15 protein-coding genes are annotated in these 19102 nt (G+C 59.9%); 14 read left to right on the forward strand and 1 reads right to left on the reverse strand.

Annotated elements, in window-relative coordinates; translation table 11 throughout:
• Nucleotide 1 precedes the first annotated feature (1 nt).
• The 13 genes from fdx (at nt 2) to OKB77_RS05710 (ending at nt 13119) form a co-directional block, all read left to right on the forward strand.
• Nucleotides 2-340 carry an ISC system 2Fe-2S type ferredoxin gene (gene fdx, locus OKB77_RS05650; RefSeq protein ID WP_005333808.1) on the forward strand — a complete coding sequence of 113 codons (339 nt, stop codon included), beginning with the start codon at nt 2-4 and terminating at the stop codon, nt 338-340.
• Nucleotides 341-513: 173 nt separating this feature from the next.
• A complete protein-coding gene (gene pepB / locus OKB77_RS05655; protein ID WP_270817103.1) occupies nt 514-1818 on the forward strand; it encodes an aminopeptidase PepB in 1305 nt (434 codons plus the stop codon).
• On the forward strand, nt 1815-3098 hold the full coding sequence (gene pepB / locus OKB77_RS05660; RefSeq protein WP_270817104.1) for an aminopeptidase PepB: 1284 nt from the start codon (nt 1815-1817) through the stop codon (nt 3096-3098). The genes pepB (OKB77_RS05655) and pepB (OKB77_RS05660) overlap by 4 nt, the downstream gene beginning before the upstream one ends.
• A 267-nt stretch (nt 3099-3365) precedes the next feature.
• Nucleotides 3366-3794: a nucleoside-diphosphate kinase gene (ndk, locus tag OKB77_RS05665; RefSeq protein WP_005333805.1), complete on the forward strand. Its 429-nt coding sequence runs from the start codon at nt 3366-3368 to the stop codon at nt 3792-3794.
• A gap of 167 nt (nt 3795-3961) precedes the next feature.
• Nucleotides 3962-5065, forward strand: a complete 1104-nt coding sequence (locus OKB77_RS05670) for a bifunctional tRNA (adenosine(37)-C2)-methyltransferase TrmG/ribosomal RNA large subunit methyltransferase RlmN (protein ID WP_005344856.1) — start codon at nt 3962-3964, stop codon at nt 5063-5065.
• A gap of 11 nt (nt 5066-5076) precedes the next feature.
• Nucleotides 5077-5868, forward strand: a complete 792-nt coding sequence (tapF, locus tag OKB77_RS05675) for a PilW family type IVa pilus biogenesis/stability lipoprotein TapF (protein ID WP_270817105.1) — start codon at nt 5077-5079, stop codon at nt 5866-5868.
• Nucleotides 5858-6826 (forward strand): cytoskeleton protein RodZ, encoded by a 969-nt coding sequence (gene rodZ, locus OKB77_RS05680; protein ID WP_270817106.1) that lies wholly within the window; start codon nt 5858-5860, stop codon nt 6824-6826. Before tapF ends, rodZ begins: the two co-directional genes overlap by 11 nt.
• A gap of 10 nt (nt 6827-6836) precedes the next feature.
• The gene (ispG, locus tag OKB77_RS05685) at nt 6837-7952 is read left to right on the forward strand and encodes a flavodoxin-dependent (E)-4-hydroxy-3-methylbut-2-enyl-diphosphate synthase (RefSeq protein ID WP_005333801.1); all 1116 of its coding nucleotides are present in this window, start codon (nt 6837-6839) and stop codon (nt 7950-7952) included.
• Between the two features lie 138 nt (nt 7953-8090).
• A complete protein-coding gene (hisS, locus tag OKB77_RS05690) occupies nt 8091-9368 on the forward strand; it encodes a histidine--tRNA ligase (protein ID WP_181269451.1) in 1278 nt (425 codons plus the stop codon).
• 3 nt (nt 9369-9371) lie between these two features.
• Nucleotides 9372-10022, forward strand: a complete 651-nt coding sequence (locus tag OKB77_RS05695; RefSeq protein ID WP_270817107.1) for a YfgM family protein — start codon at nt 9372-9374, stop codon at nt 10020-10022.
• Entirely contained in the window at nt 10015-11199 is a 1185-nt protein-coding gene (gene bamB, locus OKB77_RS05700) for an outer membrane protein assembly factor BamB (RefSeq protein ID WP_270817108.1), read from the forward strand. The genes OKB77_RS05695 and bamB overlap by 8 nt, the downstream gene beginning before the upstream one ends.
• A 74-nt stretch (nt 11200-11273) precedes the next feature.
• Entirely contained in the window at nt 11274-12770 is a 1497-nt protein-coding gene (der, locus tag OKB77_RS05705) for a ribosome biogenesis GTPase Der (RefSeq protein WP_005333794.1), read from the forward strand.
• A gap of 124 nt (nt 12771-12894) precedes the next feature.
• Complete coding sequence (locus OKB77_RS05710; RefSeq protein WP_064337658.1) at nt 12895-13119, forward strand: zinc ribbon domain-containing protein; 225 nt, start codon at nt 12895-12897, stop codon at nt 13117-13119.
• Between the two features lie 373 nt (nt 13120-13492).
• Here the strand turns inward: OKB77_RS05710 and mltF are convergent, their stop codons facing one another.
• The gene (gene mltF / locus OKB77_RS05715; protein WP_236316793.1) at nt 13493-14977 is read right to left on the reverse strand and encodes a membrane-bound lytic murein transglycosylase MltF; all 1485 of its coding nucleotides are present in this window, start codon (nt 14975-14977) and stop codon (nt 13493-13495) included.
• Between the two features lie 149 nt (nt 14978-15126).
• Here mltF and purL point away from each other — a divergent pair, with 149 nt between their 5' ends.
• Entirely contained in the window at nt 15127-19050 is a 3924-nt protein-coding gene (gene purL, locus OKB77_RS05720) for a phosphoribosylformylglycinamidine synthase (protein ID WP_236316792.1), read from the forward strand.
• Nucleotides 19051-19102 lie beyond the last annotated feature (52 nt).

The following is a 19102-nucleotide window of genomic DNA, read 5'->3' on the forward strand; positions in this document are numbered from 1 at the left end:
TATGCCAAAACTGATCATTCTTCCTCATCCCGTACTCTGTCCGGATGGCGCCGCCCTCGAGGGGCAAAGCGGCGAGACCATTCTGGATGTGGCGCTGCGCAACGGCATCGAAATCGAGCACGCCTGCGAGAAATCCTGTGCCTGCACTACCTGCCACTGCGTGGTGCGCGAGGGCTTTGACTCGCTCGAGCCAAGCGACGAGCTGGAAGACGACATGCTGGACAAGGCGTGGGGGCTGGAGCCGGAATCGCGCCTCAGCTGCCAGGCAAAACTGGCGGACGAGGATCTGGTGGTGGAACTGCCCAAGTACACCCTGAACCTTGCCTCTGAACGCCATTAATTACACATGAGTGAATTGCACGTGCAGCATCCTGTGGTGCTTCAGTGATATGGTGGAAGGCCGTGACCCTCGGGGGCACGGCCTTTTTTGTATTCGTTATTCTCTCTTTGCCAATAAGCTCTTTCCCATAAAGAGTGCTTATACATAGTGCCAGTAAAAAGGAAGCAAACACGATGGCTGACATGATGAAGGTAGCGTTATCCACCCAGGCTGCGGCCGTTTATTGGGGCGAGGGCGCCCAGCTCAGTTTCAATGGCGACGAGGCACTGATCCATCTTGGTGCCGCCGGTCAGGAGAAGGATGTTCTGCGTACCGTTCAGCGCGCCGCCCGTCGCCTCGAATCGAGCGGGATCAAGCGGGTGACGCTGGTCGGTGAAGGCTGGGATCTGGAGCGTCGCTACGCGTTCGCCCAGGGGTTCTACGCCGCCAAGGGTGCGCGTGAACTTGATTTCGGCCAGCAGAGCGACGGGGATGCCCGCGAACTGGATGCGCTGCTCAAGGCGGCTCGCTGGGTACGTGACATCACCAATGGCTGTCCGGAAGAGATATACCCCATGAGTCTGGCGGAATCGGCCCTGTTGCTCATTCGTGGTATCGCCGGGGATCAGGTTACTGCCCGCATCACCGCCGGTGAAGCGCTGCGCGAGTCCGGCCATATCGGGATCTGGTCGGTTGGCCGTGGCAGCGAGCGCGAGCCGGTGCTGCTGGAGCTTGACTACAACCCGACCGGTGATCGCAATGCGCCCGTGGTAGCGGCGCTGGTGGGCAAGGGGATCACTTTCGATTCTGGCGGCTACTCCATGAAGTCCTCTGACAACATGCTGCCGATGAAGTCCGATATGGGCGGCGCGGCCATGGTGACCGGCGCGCTGGCGCTGGCTATCAGCCGCGGTCTGAACCAGCGGGTGAAGCTCATTCTCTGCTGCGCCGAGAACCTGGTCTCCGGCCACGCCTTCAAGCTGGGCGACATCCTCACTTACAAGAACGGAGTTTCGGTCGAGATCCAGAACACCGATGCGGAAGGGCGTCTGGTGCTGGCCGATGGCCTGATGGCGGCCTCCGACAGCGGTGCGGCTTATATCCTTGACGCAGCCACCCTGACCGGCGCCGCCAAGATGGCGCTGGGGCGCGACTACAATGCGGTGTTTGCCCTCGATGAGACCGAACAGCTGCGTGCGCTGGCCGCCGCTAAGGTGGAAAACGAGCAGGCGTGGGCACTGCCGCTGGAGCCCTGGCATGCCAGCCAGCTCACCTCGGCCTTTGCCGATCTGGGCAACGTCGCCTCGGCAGAAGGCACGGCCGGTGCCACCACGGCTGCTGCGTTCCTCTCCCGCTTCGTGCGCGATGAGGGCAAGGGCTGGGTGCACCTGGATCTGGCGGCCTCTTATCAGAAATCGGGCAACGATCTGTGGGCGACCGGCGCCAAGGGCCACGGTCTGCGCACAATCGCACGCTGGCTGCAGGAGGTGACCGCATGAATGTCTGGTTAAGTCGTGAATTTGCACCGGCCGAGTGGGGGGAGGGTGCGCTGCTCTCTCACCGTGCCGACGGCATGGTGATCCATCTGGTGACGGCCAATCCGCTGCTCGATATCCAGCAGGCGGCCCGTCGCCTCTGCCAGCAGGGGATCCAGAAAGTGACCCTGGCTGGTCACTGGGAGCGTGAACAGCAGTGGGCTTTTGCCCAAGGGCTGCAAACCCCCAAGGCGGAGGTGCAACTGCAGTGGGCCATGTCCTCGGAAGAGGACAGAGAGGAGCTGGAAGCGCGTTGGCTCTGCGGCCGCTGGGTGCGCGAGATGACCAATGCCACCCCGGAGCAGTTGGGCCCGCTGGAGCTGGCGGTGGAAGCGGCCTCTTTTATTACCGAGCTGGCGCCGGACAAGGTGAGTCATCGCATTTTGAAAGGCGAAGCGCTGCAACAGGCGGGCTGGGTCGGTCTCTATCAGGTGGGCCGCGGCAGTGCGCGCGAACCGGTATTGCTGGAGCTCGACTTCAACCCGGGGCGTGACCCCAAGGCGCCGGTGGCGGCAGCGCTGGTGGGCAAGGGGATCACCTTTGACTCCGGCGGCTACTCCATGAAGAGCTCCGAGGGGATGCTCACCATGAAGTGCGACATGGGGGGCGCGGCGATGGTCACCGGTGCGCTGGCGCTGGCTATGCTGCGCGGGCTCGACAAGCGGGTGAAGCTTATTCTCTGCTGCGCCGAGAACCTGGTCTCCGGCCATGCCTACAAGCTGGGGGATATCCTCACCTACAAGAACGGCACCACGGTCGAGATTGTGAATACCGACGCCGAGGGGCGGCTGGTGCTGGCCGATGGCTTGCAACTGGCGAGTGAGTCCGGCGCACCGCTGATCATCGATGCCGCAACTCTGACTGGTGCTGCCGTGATGGCGCTGGGTGGGCGCTACAATGCCCTGTTTGGCCTCGATAAAGGGCTGGTAAGCCGGGCCATGACCTATGCCGATGCCGAGCATGAGCCGGCCTGGCCGCTACCGCTGGAGCCCTGGCACCGCCAGCAGTGCCCCTCCCATTACGCCGACACGGCCAACAGCCGTCCGGTGAAGGGGGGCGGGCCGGGTGGCGCCTCCAACGCGGCGGGTTTTCTCTCCCGTTTCGTTGCCAACGAAGGGATGGGGTGGCTGCATATCGATCTGGCAGCTTGCTTCAGTGACAACGGCGATGCCCTCTGGGCGCCGGGGGCCAATACCCTGGGGATGCGCACCATAGCGCGGGCCTTGCTGGCGGAAGCCAAATAGGCGAGACAAGGCACCTTCGGGTGCCTTTTTCATGCTGTTCGAATTGTGAACAAAAGATGGGGTTTTGGCGGCTTAAGGTAACTATCGTGCGCAAGCGCACATATTTTCCGGCTCTGCTCGGTCAAGATGAGTGTGGATGTTGATTGCAAGGGAGTGATGTTTAATAAAAAGTTGCTTGTTTGTGTGTTTTTCCGGTTTTTGTTTACGTATAATCGCCAGCGAACATGGATTCTAACAATAAAACTCTGTAGTTAAGGAAAGATATCAATGGCCATCGAACGTACCTTCTCTATCGTCAAACCGGATGCTGTCAGCAAGAACCTGATCGGTGCCATCTATAGCCGTTTCGAAAGCGCAGGCTTGAAAGTGGTGGCATCCAAAATGCTGCACATGAGCAGTGAACAGGCTGCCGGTTTCTATGCCGAGCATCAGGGCAAGCCTTTTTATGACAATCTGGTCAGCTTCATGACCTCTGGCCCTGTCATGGTGCAGGTGCTGGAAGGGGAAGACGCCATCCGTCGCAATCGCGAGATCATGGGTGCTACCAACCCGAAAGAGGCGCTGGCTGGTACCTTGCGTGCCTGTTATGCCGAGAGCATCGATCGCAATGCCGTCCACGGCTCCGATGCACCGGCCTCTGCTGCACGTGAAATCGCCTACTTCTTCTCTGACAACGAGATCTGCCCGCGCGGCTGATTTTTGTTGATGATGACCCAAGGGAGCCTCGGTTCCCTTTGTTGTTTTCGCCGTTTACGCAATATCCCTCTATTCTCCAGGTGGAAAGCCAGACCCATTATTTGTACAATGCCGCCCCCTGACGTCGTCAGCCAATAATTGATGAAGTGTTTGAACTGAGGCCATTGATGAGCGAAACAAAAATCAACCTGCTGGATCTTGATCGGGATGCCATGCGTGCCTTTTTCGTCGAACTGGGCGAGAAGCCATTCCGGGCAGATCAGGTCATGAAGTGGATCTATCACTTTGGGTGTGATGATTTCGATCAGATGACCAACGTTAACAAGGTGCTCAAAGAGCGCCTCAAGGCGATCGCCGAGATCAAGGCGCCCGAGATCAGTCGCGAGCAGCGCTCTGCCGATGGCACCATCAAGTGGGCTCTGCAGGTGGGCGATCAGGAGGTAGAGACCGTCTACATCCCGGAAGATGACCGCGCGACCCTCTGCGTCTCCTCTCAAGTTGGCTGTGCGCTGGAGTGCAAGTTCTGCTCCACGGCTCAACAAGGCTTCAACCGCAATCTGAAAGTCTCCGAGATCATCGGCCAGGTATGGCGCGCTGCCCGTGTGGTCGGTGGCAAGCGTCCCATCACCAACGTGGTGATGATGGGGATGGGTGAGCCGCTGCTCAACCTCGCCAACGTGGTGCCCGCCATGCGTCTGATGATGGATGACTACGGCTTTGGCATCTCCAAGCGCCGGGTGACCATCTCCACCTCTGGCGTGGTACCTGCGCTGGACAAGCTGGGCGACCAGATCGACGTGGCGCTGGCTATCTCCCTGCACGCCCCGAACGACAAGCTGCGTTCAGAGATCATGCCGATCAACGACAAATACAACATCGAGGAGTTCCTCGCCGGTGTCCGTCGTTACCTGGCCAAATCCAATGCCAACGGTGGTCGGGTGACCGTCGAGTATGTGCTGCTCGATCATATCAATGACGATATGCAGCATGCCCACGAGCTGGCCAAGGTGCTCAAGGACACTCCGAGCAAGATCAATCTGATCCCGTTCAACCCCTTCCCGGGCAACCCTTACGGCAAGCCAAGCAACAGCCGTATCGATCGCTTCTCCAAGGTGCTGATGGAGTACGGTTTCACCGTGATTGTCCGCAAGACCCGTGGTGATGACATCGATGCTGCCTGTGGTCAGCTGGTGGGTGACGTGATTGACCGTACCAAGCGAACTATCAAAAATCGGATGCAACAGGATGGGATTTCCGTCAAAATGGTTTAAATGCTAAGCCATTGTATAGACAGGGAATGGATACACGTACATTGATCGTAGTGGCAGCGCTCTGCGCGCTGCCAGGCTGTGTGACCGAGACCACTTACGCTGGCCAGAACTCGACCCAGCGTGAAGTGGGTCCTGACCTCAAGGCGGCAGCCCAAACCCGCCTCGACCTGGGTATCCAGTACCTGCGTCAGGGCAATGCCGAGCAGGCCAAGTTCAATCTTGACCGAGCCCTCCAGTATGACCCCTCCAACCCCCAGATCCAGATCGGCTTTGCCTACTTTTACCAGAAGGTAGGAGATTTCAAGGCAGCCGAGACCCATTACAAGAACGCCCTTGCCATGGATCCGTCCAATGCTGACGCAATGAACAACTATGGTGCCTTCCTCTGTGATCGCGGCAGGTATGCCGAGGCAGATCAGGCGTTCAACCAGGCTGTAATTCAGCCAGGCTACGTAAAAATTGCCGATACCTATGAAAATGCGGCACTTTGTGCGCTGCAAAATCGCAGAAATGATAAAGCAGGCGAGTACTATCGCCTGGCCTTGGGGTATAATCCCCGCAATCCAGGGTTATTGCTGGACTTGGCCGAGTTTTCCATGAAAGATGGCAAGCTGCCTGATGTGCAGTCCTACCTCGCCCGTTTTGCCGATGTGTCAGACGAGAACGAGGAGAGTCTCTGGTTGAGATTGCGGCTGGCACAGGCAATGGACAAACCGGCATTACTCCACCAATTCGGGAATGAGCTGGTAAGGCAATATCCCACTTCGCAACAAGCCAAGCGTTATTTAGCCAATGACTACTGAACAGCAACACGATTTTCAAGACGACATCCAGGCAGTGGGCCCAGGCCAGCTGCTGCGCAACGCCCGTGAACAGCTCGGCTGGACCCGGGAACAGGTTGCGTCCCGCATTCACCTTCGTCTGACCCTGATTGCCGCTATCGAATCGGATACGTACGACAAGCATACGTCTCATACCTTTATCCGGGGCTATCTGCGCACCTACGCCAAGCTGGTGGGGATCCCGGAGGAGACCATTCTTGCCGCCTACGACAAGCTGGGGCTGACCCCGCCCGACAATATCGACATGCAGAGCTTCTCCCGTCGCTCCCGCCAGCAAGCCAACGACAGTCGGCTCAAGGTGGTGACCTGGCTGGTGATCCTGGTGTTGATTGCGCTCTCGGTCGCCTGGTGGTGGCAGAGTACTTCACGCCGCTCCGCCGGTGATGAAGCGCTGGCAGCCACCGAGATGAGTGCAACCGGTTCGACTCCGGCTGAACCGGCTATCACGCCGCCCGATGCAATTAACACCGCTCCGGTGGAAGGCGCAGCCAACGCACCGGCAGCCACGGACGTGATTGCCCCTGCGGTGGTCTCCGATGCGACTGCTACCCTGGCGCCTGCTTCTGCGGCTGTTGCCCCGAGCGATGTCAGCGCGGCTGTCGGCACCGCGACCGATGCAGCGGTATCCGGCGCCAATGGCACCGAATCTGAAGAGGCTGTCGTTGATCCGGCGACTGCGCCGCAACTGAAGATGAGCTTCACCGCCGATTGCTGGCTGGATGTGAAGGATGCCAACGGCAAGACCCTGTTCAGTGGTCTGAAGAAGGCCAACGACGAGCTGGTGCTGGAAGGCGCCGAGCCCCTGAAGTTCATCATTGGCGCGCCCATGGCAGTCAAGCTTGACTACAAGGGGCAGTCGTTTGATATGAGCCGTTACAACAACGGTCGTACAGCCCGCTTCTCACTGCCGCAGGAGTAATCTGTCTCCCATGTCTTCTCACGAATCACCCATCATTCGTCGTAAATCCAGACAGATCATGGTTGGTAATGTACCGGTTGGGGGCGATGCCCCCATTACCGTGCAGACCATGACCAACACCAAGACCACAGATGTCGCCGCCACCATCGAGCAGATCCAGCGGATCGAGCGGGTCGGTGCCGATATCGTCCGTGTCTCCGTGCCCACCATGGAAGCGGCGGAAGCGTTCCGGCTCATCAAACAGCAAACCCGCATCCCCATCGTTGCCGATATCCACTTCGACTATCGCATCGCCCTGAAAGTGGCCGAGTACGGTGCCGACTGCCTGCGTATCAACCCGGGCAACATTGGCAACGAGCAGCGGGTGCGCTCGGTGGTCGATTGCGCGCGCGACCTCAATATTCCGATCCGTATCGGGGTCAATGGCGGGTCGCTGGAGAAAGATATCCAGGAGAAGTACGGCGAGCCGACCCCAGAGGCGCTGGTGGAGTCCGCCATGCGTCACGTGGACTATCTCGATCGTCTCGATTTCCAGGACTTCAAGGTGAGCGTCAAGGCTTCCGATGTGTTCCTGGCAGTCGGTGCCTATCGCCTGCTGGCCAAGCAGATTGAACAGCCGCTGCACCTTGGCATCACCGAAGCGGGCGGTTTCCGTGCCGGCGCGGTGAAGTCTGCCATCGGTCTGGGTATGTTGCTCACCGATGGCATCGGCGATACCCTGCGTATCTCGCTGGCGGCGGATCCGGTGGAGGAGGTGAAGGTCGGTTTCGATATCCTCAAATCCCTCCGTATTCGCTCCCGTGGCATCAACTTTATCGCTTGCCCATCCTGCTCACGGCAGGAGTTCGATGTGATCGCTACCGTCAACGCACTGGAAGAGCGGCTCGAAGACATCATCACCCCGATGGATGTTTCCATCATCGGTTGCGTGGTGAATGGCCCGGGCGAAGCGCTGGTCTCCGACCTTGGTCTGGCGGGTGCCGCCAACAAGAGTGCCTTCTATGAAGGGGGCCAGCGGGTCGATCGGCTCGACAACAAGGATCTCATTCCAACTCTGGAGCGCCGCATTCGCGCCCGCGCCGCCATGCTGGATCCCGCTAACCGGATCCCGATGGACAAGGAGTGAGCGAAACAGGGCCACATTGGGTGGCCCTTTTTCCAGGTGACTGATTTTAAATCCCGCATCCGGATTCCCTGATTTTACCTTGGGGGGGAAAATCCCTATAATGCGGCCAAATTTTACCTCTTTTTCTCGAGTATCAACGTGGCAAAACAGATCCAAGCTATTCGCGGTATGAATGATTGCCTGCCGGAGCAGAGCCCGGTATGGCAGAAGGTTGAACAGATCCTGCGCCAGGTCGTTGCCAGCTATGGCTACAGCGAAGTGCGCATGCCGATTGTCGAGCAGACTCATCTGTTCAAGCGCGCCATCGGTGAAGTGACCGACGTGGTCGAAAAAGAGATGTACACCTTTGAAGATCGCAACGGCGACAGCCTGAGCCTGCGTCCGGAAGGGACCGCCAGCTGCGTCCGTGCCGGTATCGAACACGGTCTGCTCTACAACCAGGAGCGCCGGATGTGGTACATGGGCCCCATGTTCCGTCACGAGCGTCCCCAGAAGGGCCGTTATCGCCAGTTCCACCAGTTCGGTGTCGAACTGTTTGGCATCAACGGGCCGGACATTGACGCTGAGCTGATCATGCTGACCCATCGTCTGTGGCGTCTGTTTGGCATCAGCGAGCATGTCACCCTGCAGCTCAACACCCTGGGTCAGAGCGTCGAGCGTGCCGCTTACCGCGATGCGCTGGTGGCCTATCTGGAGCAGTACAAGGATCAGCTGGACGAAGAGAGCCAGCGCCGCATGTACAGCAACCCGCTGCGGGTGCTCGACTCCAAGGATGAAAAGGTGCAGGCCATTTTGGCGGGTGCCCCGCGTCTGTTCGACCATCTGGGCGAAGAGAGCCTGGCCCACTTCGAGGGGCTCAAGCGCCTGCTCGAGTCTGCCGGTATCAAATACGAAGTGAACGAGCGTCTGGTGCGTGGTCTTGACTACTACAACCTGACCGTGTTCGAGTGGGTCACCAGCAGTCTGGGTGCCCAGGGCACCGTCTGTGCCGGTGGCCGCTACGATGGTCTGGTGGAGCAGCTGGGCGGTCAACCGACTCCGGCTGTGGGCTTTGCCATGGGCATGGAGCGTTTGGTGCTGATGCTGGAGACCCTCGAGCTCAACGCCGATATCCGCCCGGCGGTGGATGTTTATCTGGCGATGGTGGGCGAGGGGACCGAACAGGCTGGCTTCCAGCTGGCCGAGCGTCTGCGCGATGCCCTGCCGGACCTGCGCCTGATGAGCCACTGCGGTGGTGGCAACTTCAAGAAACAACTCAAACGTGCCGACAAGAGCGGCGCGGCAATCGCCCTGATCCTTGGTGAGACCGAGGTGCAAAACGGGGAGATCACTATCAAATATCTGCGTGGTCAGGCCGAGCAACAGACCGTCAAGGTTGACGCCGCCATTGCCCTGCTGGCAGCCAAAGGAGAGTAAGCTGTGGAAGTCTATACCACCGAAGAACAACAGGTTGAGGTTATCAAGGAGTGGTGGAAAGAGAACGGAACCTCGGTGATTGCCGGGACCGTGATCGGTCTGGTCGGTCTGTTCGGCTGGCGCTATTACAACCAGCACCAGCAAGAGACCATGGAGGCATCCTCCCACTCTTACAACCAGGTGATTGAGCAGCTGGCCAAGGGCGATACCGCCGGTTTCGAGCAGGCACAGCAGTTTGTCACTGCCAACAAGGGTGACTCCTACGGTGAACTGGCCGCGTTGCAACTGGCTGCCGCTGCCGTCAAGGCGGGCAAGCTGGATCTGGCTGCCGAGCAGCTGGAGCTGGTGGCGACCACGGGTGACGAGAGCATTCGTCCCATCGCGGCGCTGCGTCTGGCCCGTGTGCTGAATGATCAGGGCAAGGCAGATGAAGCGCTGGCCAAGCTGGCGACCATCCAGAATGAGGCCTTCAAGGCGCAGGTAGCCGAAGCCCGTGGTGATGTGCTGCAAAAGCAGGGCAAGACCGAAGAGGCTCGTGATGCCTATCAGGCAGCGGCCGATGCCGGCGGCCTGCAGGGTGGCGCCGAGCTCAAGCTGAAAATGGACGATCTGGCCCTGCCGGCCGTTGCGACTGGTGAGGCACCGGATGCGTAATCTATTCAAGATGGTGGCGCTGGGGGCTGCGGTCTCCTTCGCTCTGCAGGGGTGCTCCCTGTTCAGTTCCGAAGAGGATCTCAACCCGATGGCGCCGCTGCCCAAGGTTGAATCTGCCTTCACTGCCGACACCGCATGGTCATCTACTGTGGGTGATGGTATCGGTGACTTCTACTCCCAGCTCAAGCCGGTGGTGGAAGAGGATCGCATCTACGCGGCGGCCCGCGACGGCGATGTCAGCGCCTTTGACCGTGTCAGTGGCGATCGCCTCTGGCGTGTCGATCTGGCCGACCTGCCGGTCAACGCCGACAAGCGCAGCGCCCGCCTTTCCGGCGGCCTGGTCTCCCGTTACGGCAAGCTGTTCCTCGGCTCCGAGAACGGGGTGGTCTACGCCCTGAACGAAGAGAACGGTGAAGTGCTGTGGCAGACCAATGTGCCCGGTGAAGTGGTGGCAAGCCCCGCGGTGGAAGATGGCCGCGTGGTGGTGTTGACCACCTCCGGTCGCCTGATCGCCCTCGACACTGATGAAGGCAAGATGCAGTGGTCGCTCTCCGAAGAGCAGCCGCCGCTGACCCTGCGCAGTGCCGGTGCACCGGTGATCACCAACGGCGCCGTGATTTACGGTCGTGCCGATGGCAAGGTGGGCATCGCCCTGCTGAGCAACGGCCAGCCGGTGCGCCAGTCCAAGGTGGCTGATCCGCGCGGTGCCACCGAGCTGGACCGCATGGTTGACGTCGATGCCAGCCCGCTGATTGCCGGTGATGAGCTCTATGCCATCGCCTACAACGGTCAGCTGATGGCGCGCAAACTGATGACCGGCGATGAAGTGTGGAAGCGCAAGTATTCCGGCTATCGCGATCTGGCGATGACCGGCAATGCCATCGTGCTGACCGACAGTCGCAGCCATCTGTTTGCCATCGACCGTCGCAACGGTCTGGAGCTGTGGTCCAACACCCAGCTGGAAAATCGTACCGTCACTGCACCTGTCATCTTCGGTGACTATGTGGTGGTGGGTGATGTGGAAGGATACCTGTATTGGCTTGATCGTACCGACGGTACCATCAAGGCGATGCAGCAGCTCGATAGCAGTGGTCTCTACGCCGCCCCGCTGGTGGATGGCGAGACCCTGTATGTGCAGAGCCGTGACGGCAAGTTGTACGCCCTCAAGCGTCCTTGATCGTCCGATAATGTGAATATCCGGCTCCTGGTCTTCGGACCCGGAGCCTTTGTCGTCTTGAGAATGAGGCTTTTATGACTCCTGTAGTAGCCCTGGTGGGCCGCCCCAACGTGGGGAAATCCACCCTGTTTAACCGCTTGACCCGTACTCGGGATGCCCTGGTTGCCGATTTTCCCGGTCTGACCCGGGACCGTAAATACGGTCAGGCGAAGTTGGGCGAGCTGGAATTTATCGTGGTCGATACTGGCGGTATCGATGGCACCGAAGAGGGGATCGAGCTGAAGATGGCCGAGCAATCTCTGCTGGCCATCGAAGAAGCGGACGTCGTGCTGTTCATGGTGGATGCCCGTGCCGGTCTGACCGCGGCGGATCAAGCCATCGCCGAGCACTTGCGCAAGGCCCACAAAAAGGTTTTTCTGGTGGCCAACAAGACCGACGGTATCGACGGTGATTCCGCGGTCTCCGAGTTCTACGGTTTGGCGCTGGGCGAGGTCTACCAGATCGCTGCCGCCCACGGTCGTGGCGTGCTGAGCCTGCTGGAACTGGCCCTGGCTCCCCATCTGGAGACCCTGGTCGACTCCGCTACCGATGAAGATGCGCAGGATGAGGAAGAGGAGGACTTCGACGAAGAAGCCCTGCTGCGCATGGTGGCTGCCGGTGAACTCGATACCAAAGAGGACACCAAGGAGACCCCGTTCGCCGACCTGCCCATCAAGTTCGCCATCGTTGGTCGTCCCAACGTCGGTAAATCTACCCTGACCAACCGTATGCTGGGTGAAGATCGGGTCATCGTCTATGACATGCCCGGCACCACCCGTGACTCCGTTTACATTCCAATGGAACGTGACGAGCAGAAGTATGTGGTCATCGACACCGCCGGTGTGCGTCGTCGTGGCAAGGTGCACGAGACGGTGGAGAAGTTCTCCGTTATCAAGACCCTGAAAGCTATCGAAGATGCCAACGTCTGCCTGCTGGTGATCGACGCCCAGGAGACCATCACCGATCAGGACTTGAGCATCCTTGGCTATGTGCTCCACGCCGGTCGCTCCGTGGTGCTGGTGGTGAACAAGTGGGATGGTCTGGATCAGAAGGTGAAAGAGGATGTGAAGAACGAGCTGGATCGTCGCTTGGGCTTCATCGACTTCGCTCGCGTCCACTTCATCTCCGCCCTGCACGGTAGCGGTGTCGGCCACCTGTTTGAATCTATTCAGGAGGCTTACCAGTCCGCCACCCGTCGTACCAGCACGGCCATGCTGACCCGCATCATGCAGATGGCGCAGGAAGATCACCAGCCGCCGATGGTCAATGGTCGCCGCGTCAAGCTCAAGTATGCCCACGCCGGTGGCTACAACCCGCCGCGCATCGTGATCCACGGTAACCAGCTGAACGACTTGCCGGACTCCTACAAGCGGTATCTGATCAACTACTTCCGCAAGTCCCTCAAGATCATGGGCTCGCCGATCCGGGTCGAGTTCCAGGAGTCGGTCAACCCGTTTGAAGGCAAGAAGAACACCATGACCCTGAGTCAGGAACGTCAGCGCAAACGCCTGCTGAAAATGAAGAAGAAATAAGTCCTTGCGGCTGCCCTCACCGGCAGCCGCTTTGTTATCCTCGCCATGTTAAGGTGAGGAATAAGGGGAGGGGGATCTGCCATGGAACAAGACCATGGCAGATCCACTTTTCGAGGAGTTGATTATGGAAGCCCTGCTTTGTCCATCATGCCAGGCTGAACTGGATACCCGCAGCAAGGAGCAAACCTGTGGCCAGTGCCAGGCCCCTGTTCGCATTACTGCCATCTGCCCCACCTGCCAGCAGGAGCTGGAGCGTCTCAAGGCGTGCGGCGCAGTGGATTACTTCTGCAACCACTGCAACTCGCTGATCTCCAAGCGGACGGTACAGTTCAAGGCGGCACTGGTGTAAGACAGTATTCAGGTGAGAAAGAAGATAAAAAAACCCGGCGAATGCCGGGTTTATGCTGTGTGCTCTGCAATAAGCAGGGTATAGGATCGATTTCTGCGCCACAGGTTGCGCTTGATGTCATTAAGCTTGAGTTTGCGTCTGGGGCTCCAGCTGCACTTCGCTTTTCTGACCAGACTGATTTTTCTACGTTTTTGCATCTTGGTCTCCTCCCAACTCAGTTGGCCATCCCGGCCTTGGGTCATTGATGGAGCCCATCCGAAATTGCTGTTATTTAATCTCTCAACATAATGAAAACAATGCGATTTCGGATAGGCTCCGATGTGAATCGATGGTAACAGAGAAGTTTGCGTGAAAACAGCCGAATAATGGCTGGTTAGCGCATGGTGATCTGATTGACCACTTCGGCGATGGCGGTGGGGCGCTCGGCCAGCTCGGGCTCGCTGTCGTTGTCGAGACTCTCCCGCTGATGTGCCTTCTGCTGCTCGTTGTCGAGCCAGAGCAGACTCTGGTAGTACTGGCGCACGTTGTTGACATAGTTACGCGCCTCGCTGCCACGGGCATAGCCGTAACGTACCTTGCGGTGCCAGCGCGCTTGCTGCAGCAGCGGCAGCACCTCTTTCACGTCGCTCCAGGCGTCAGGATTCTTGCCGAGCTCTTTGGTCAGGCGGCGGGCGTCCATCATGTGGCCGTAACCGATGTTGTAGGCGGTGAGGGCAAACCACACCTTCTCGTCATCGGGCACCGAATCCGGCACCTTCTCCATCATCTGTTGCAGATAGAGGGAGCCACCTTTGATGCTCTCTTCCGGATGAAGCCGGTCGTTGACCCCCATCGCTTTTGCAGTGGGCTCGGTCAGCATCATCATGCCGCGCACGCCGGTGTAGGAGCGGGCCTGCGGGTCCCAGTGGGACTCCTGATAGCTGATGGCGGCGAGCAGACGCCAGTCGATATTCTTGGCGTGAGTCTGGAACAGCGGCTGGTACTTGGGCAGCAGGCTCTTGGCGCGCTTGAGGAAGGTGCGGGTATCGACAAAGTCGAAGTTCTGCACGTGGCCGAAGTACTTCTCGTCGAGCTTGGCGATGGCACCATCCATAAAGCGCTGACCGAAGAAGTCGATCACGCTGGCATAGAGGCTGTCATCGGGCAGCTTGCTCATGGCCCAGGCAACGGTCTGCTTCTGGGCCAGGGTCAGCCCCTCGGTGAGCTCCGGGTAGTAGCGCTGGGTACGTGCCAGCACGGTATCCTGCACCACCGTGTAGTCAATCTTGCCATCCACCACCTGCTTGAGCAGCTCCTCCACATCGGCGTTGTCGCTGGTGCTCCAGGCTAGTTTCGGATTGTCTTTGCTCATCTCTTTGAGCAGATCTTCCCCGGTGGATCCGGCGGCAACGACCAGCTTGCCCTTGATATCGTTTAACGAGGCCGGCTTGGGTTTGCCGTTGCGGTAGACCAATTTGGGAGAGACCTGGTAGAAGCCCGGGCCGAAGCGAAACAGCTCGCGCCGTTCGGGGGTTACCATGATGGCGGCAGCCGCCAGATCGAGTTTGCCCTTTTTCAGCAGGGTGACCAGCTGGTCAGTGGTGTCGACCGGGATGATGGTGAGTTTCACCCCCAACCAGTCGGCATAATTTTGCGCCAGCTCGTAATCGAACCCCTGGGCGAGGTCGTCACGCTGGTAATAGGAGGTGGGACCATAGATGGTGCCAACCCGGATCTCGCCTCGCTGGCGGATCTGCTCCAGCTGGCTGGAGGGGGTATAGAAGTCGCAGCCAACCAGCGTCAGCGTCAACAACAGCCCGATAAACAGTCGAAAAATGCAGCGCAAGTAGGTGAGTACCTTTGTTGAAAAAATCGGCATTTGTCAAAAAAGAGGCACCTTTATACCAGAGAGTGTGCGCAGAGTCACACTGCACGAAGTGAGAAAAACGTTTGTCCGCTGTGAGCCAGATCCCTATAATACGCGCGTCTCAATTCCCCCCCACTTTAAAACTTGGTGAGAAAGGTCATATGGATATCTTGCGTGGTGCCCCAGCACTGTCTGATTTTCGTGTCCAAAAACTGCTGCAACGCTTCGCACAGATGAGAAACGAGAGTGGAGTAGAGAGCGGAGTAGAGATAGAGGATGTCTATGCCGAATACGTGCACTTTGCCGAGCTGACAAGCCCCCTCTCTCCCCCCGAGCGAGCGACCTTGGGCCAGCTCTTGCGCTACGGCCCGACCATCCCCGAACACACCCCCAGCGGTCAGCTGTTTCTTGTTACCCCCCGCCCCGGCACTATCTCCCCCTGGTCTTCCAAAGCAACCGACATCGCCCACAACTGCGGCCTGAAACAGGTCAAGCGGCTGGAGCGGGGTATTGCCTATTACCTGACCATCAAGGGGCAGGGTGAGCTGAGTGCCGCCCAGTGCAGCGCCATTGCCGCCGTGCTCCATGATCGAATGATGGAAGTGGTGTTTGCCGAGATGAGCGAAGCTGCCGCCCTGTTTGCTCACCACGAGCCGCGCCCCTTCACCCAAGTGGATGTGCTGGGCGGTGGTCGCGCAGCCCTGGCCGAAGCCAACGTGGCGCTGGGTCTGGCGCTGGCCGACGACGAAATCGACTATCTGGTGGAGAACTTCACCAAGTTGGGTCGCAACCCCAACGACATCGAGCTCTACATGTTCGCCCAGGCGAACTCCGAACACTGCCGTCACAAGATCTTCAATGCCGACTGGACCATCGATGGTGAGCAGCAGCCCAAGTCGCTGTTCAAGATGATCAAGAACACCTTCGAGCAGACGCCGGATCATGTCCTCTCTGCCTATAAAGACAACGCCGCCGTGATGGAAGGGAGCCAGGGTGGCCGCTTCTTCCCGAGCCCGGCCAACGGCGAATACCAGTATCACCAGGAACAGGTCGACATCCTGATGAAGGTGGAGACCCACAACCACCCGACCGCGATCTCCCCGTTCCCGGGCGCAGCCACCGGCTCCGGCGGCGAAATCCGCGACGAGGGAGCCACCGGTCGCGGTGCCAAGCCCAAGGCGGGTCTGGTCGGTTTCTCCGTCTCCAACCTGCGCATTCCCGGCTTCGAGCAGCCCTGGGAGCAGGATTTCGGCAAGCCGAGCCGTATCGTCAGTGCCTTCGACATCATGCAGGAGGGGCCGCTCGGCGGCGCCGCGTTTAACAACGAGTTCGGCCGTCCGGCCATTCTCGGCTACTTCCGTACCTTCGAAGAGGAGGTGCCGAGCCACAACGGCGTCGAGGTGCGTGGCTACCACAAGCCCATCATGCTGGCGGGCGGCATCGGCAACATCCGCACCGAGCATGTCCAGAAAGGGGATATCCCGGTTGGCGCGGCGCTGATCGTGCTGGGCGGCCCGGCGATGAACATCGGTCTGGGCGGTGGTGCCGCATCCTCCATGGCCTCCGGCCAGTCAGCCGAAGATCTCGACTTTGCCTCGGTGCAGCGTGATAACCCCGAGATGGAGCGCCGTTGCCAGGAGGTGATCGATCGCTGCTGGCAGCTGGGTGACGACAACCCTATCGTCTTTATCCACGACGTGGGGGCGGGTGGTCTCTCCAACGCCATGCCGGAGCTGGTCAACGACGGTGAGCGTGGCGGTCGTTTCGATCTGCGCGCCATCCAGAGCGACGAGCCGGGCATGAGCCCGCTGGAGATCTGGTGCAACGAATCCCAGGAGCGTTACGTGCTGGCGGTAGCGCAGGACAAGCTGCCGCTGTTCAAGGCGCTGTGCGAGCGCGAGCGCGCACCCTATGCCGTCATCGGCACCGCGACCGAAGAGAAGCATCTGACCCTCTCTGACAGCCACTTTGACAATCAGCCCATCGATCTGCCGCTGGATGTGCTGCTGGGTAAGGCGCCCAAGATGCACCGCGACGTGGTGACCCTGCCTGCCCAAGGCAAAGCGCTCCAGCTCGATGGCATCACTTTGAGTGATGCGGCCGAGCGGGTTCTGCGTCTGCCGACCGTGGCGGAGAAGTCCTTCCTTATCACCATCGGCGATCGCAGCGTGACCGGTCTGGTCAATCGCGACCAGATGGTTGGTCCCTGGCAGATCCCGGTGGCCGATTGCGCCGTCACCGCGGCCACCTACGACAGCTATCACGGCGAAGCCATGTCGATGGGCGAGCGTACTCCGGTGGCGCTGCTCTCCCACGCTGCCTCTGCCCGCATGGCGGTAGCGGAAGCGCTCACCAACCTGGCGCCAACCCACATCGGGTCGCTGAAGCGGGTCAAGCTTTCCGCCAACTGGATGGCCGCTGCCGGTCACCCGGGGGAAGATGCCGGTCTCTATGAGGCGGTCAAGGCGGTGGGCGAGGAGCTCTGCCCGGCCTTGGGCATCACCATTCCGGTGGGCAAGGACTCCATGTCCATGAAGACCCGCTGGCAGCAGGATGGCAAGGAGCACAGCGTCACCTCGCCGCTCTCCCTGCTCATCTCCGCTTTTGCCCGGGTCGAGGATGTGCGCAACACGGTTACTCCGCAACTGCGTACCGATCTCGGTGAAACCGACCTTATCCTCGTCGACCTTGGCAATGGCAAGCAGCGCCTCGGCGCCTCGGCGCTGGCGCAGGTCTATCGCCAGCTGGGTGACAAGGCGCCGGATCTCGACAATCCGGTCCAGCTCAAGGGCTTCTTCAACGCCATTCAGGCGCTGGTGGCTGATCGCAAACTGATCGCCTACCACGACCGCTCCGACGGTGGCCTGTTCGTCACACTGACCGAGATGGCGTTTGCCGGCCACTGCGGCCTCGACATCCAGCTCGATCGCATCGGCGGCGAGCTGCTGCCGGCTCTGTTCAACGAAGAGCTGGGCGCCGTCATTCAGGTGCGTCGTGAAGATAAAGAGGCGGTGATGACCCTGCTGGCCGGTCACGGTCTTGCAGCCTGCTCCCATGTGCTCGGTACCGTGCGCGAAGGGGATCTCATCACCTTGCAGCGGGGCGGTCAGGAGGTCTATCGTGCCAGCCGTACCGCTCTTCGCACCATCTGGGGCGAGACCAGCTGGCAGATGCAGCGGCTGCGCGACAACCCGGCGTGCGCCGACAGTGAGCACGCGGCCCGTCAGGACGCCACTGATCCGGGTCTGCATGCCAAGCTGACTTACAACCCGTCCGAGGATGTGGCTGCTCCCTATATCGCCCGTGGGGTCTCCCCCCGTCTGGCGGTGCTGCGCGAGCAGGGAGTCAACTCCCATGTGGAGATGGCGGCGGCGTTCGATCGTGCCGGTTTCGCGGCAGTGGATGTCCACATGAGCGATATTCTCTCCGGTCGCATCAAGCTGGAGGAGTTCCAGACCCTGGTGGCCTGTGGCGGCTTCTCCTACGGTGACGTGCTGGGTGCCGGTGAAGGCTGGGCCAAGTCCATCCTGTTCAATGACAACGCCCGCGAGCAGTTCCAGCGCTTCTTCGAGCGTGGCGATACCCTCTCTTTGGGTGTCTGCAACGGTTGCCAGATGATGTCCAACCTGCGAGAACTCATCCCGGGTGCTGATCTCTGGCCGCGCTTTGTGCGCAACCGCTCCGAGCGCTTCGAGGCCCGCTTCAGTCAGGTGCAGGTGCAGGAGTCCCCGTCGGCCTTCTTCGCCGGCATGGCAGGCTCGGTGATGCCGATTGCCGTTTCCCACGGGGAAGGGCGTGTCGAGGTGCGCGATGCCGCTCACCTGAGCGCACTGCAGCAGAGCGGTCTGGTAGGGCTGCGTTTTGTCGATAACCGCGGCAGCGTGACCGAGCAGTACCCGGCCAACCCCAACGGCTCGCCGGATGGTATCACCGCCGTGACCACCACCGACGGTCGCGCCACCATCATGATGCCGCACCCGGAGCGGGTGTTCCGCACCGTGGCCAACTCTTGGCACCCCGACAACTGGGGCGAGGACGGCGCCTGGATGCGGATGTTCCGCAACGCCCGGGTTCGTCTGGGTTAATAGAGACAGCACCAGCGCATAAAAACAGAAACCGGCCAATTGGCCGGTTTTT

This window comes from Aeromonas sp. Y318-3 (assembly GCF_027706185.1).
Taxonomy (GTDB): domain Bacteria; phylum Pseudomonadota; class Gammaproteobacteria; order Enterobacterales; family Aeromonadaceae; genus Aeromonas; species Aeromonas veronii.

What these genes read in the sequence shown, in the direction of transcription:
- fdx (WP_005333808.1), top strand. Translation starts at nt 2, where the DNA reads ATGCCAAAACTGATCATTCTTCCTCATCCCGTACTCTGTCCGGATGGC.
- pepB (WP_270817103.1), top strand. Translation starts at nt 514, where the DNA reads ATGGCTGACATGATGAAGGTAGCGTTATCCACCCAGGCTGCGGCCGTT.
- pepB (WP_270817104.1), top strand. Translation starts at nt 1,815, where the DNA reads ATGAATGTCTGGTTAAGTCGTGAATTTGCACCGGCCGAGTGGGGGGAG.
- ndk (WP_005333805.1), top strand. Translation starts at nt 3,366, where the DNA reads ATGGCCATCGAACGTACCTTCTCTATCGTCAAACCGGATGCTGTCAGC.
- OKB77_RS05670 (WP_005344856.1), top strand. Translation starts at nt 3,962, where the DNA reads ATGAGCGAAACAAAAATCAACCTGCTGGATCTTGATCGGGATGCCATG.
- rodZ (WP_270817106.1), top strand. Translation starts at nt 5,858, where the DNA reads ATGACTACTGAACAGCAACACGATTTTCAAGACGACATCCAGGCAGTG.
- ispG (WP_005333801.1), top strand. Translation starts at nt 6,837, where the DNA reads ATGTCTTCTCACGAATCACCCATCATTCGTCGTAAATCCAGACAGATC.
- bamB (WP_270817108.1), top strand. Translation starts at nt 10,015, where the DNA reads ATGCGTAATCTATTCAAGATGGTGGCGCTGGGGGCTGCGGTCTCCTTC.
- der (WP_005333794.1), top strand. Translation starts at nt 11,274, where the DNA reads ATGACTCCTGTAGTAGCCCTGGTGGGCCGCCCCAACGTGGGGAAATCC.
- OKB77_RS05710 (WP_064337658.1), top strand. Translation starts at nt 12,895, where the DNA reads ATGGAAGCCCTGCTTTGTCCATCATGCCAGGCTGAACTGGATACCCGC.
- mltF (WP_236316793.1), bottom strand. Translation starts at nt 14,977, where the DNA reads ATGCCGATTTTTTCAACAAAGGTACTCACCTACTTGCGCTGCATTTTT.
- purL (WP_236316792.1), top strand. Translation starts at nt 15,127, where the DNA reads ATGGATATCTTGCGTGGTGCCCCAGCACTGTCTGATTTTCGTGTCCAA.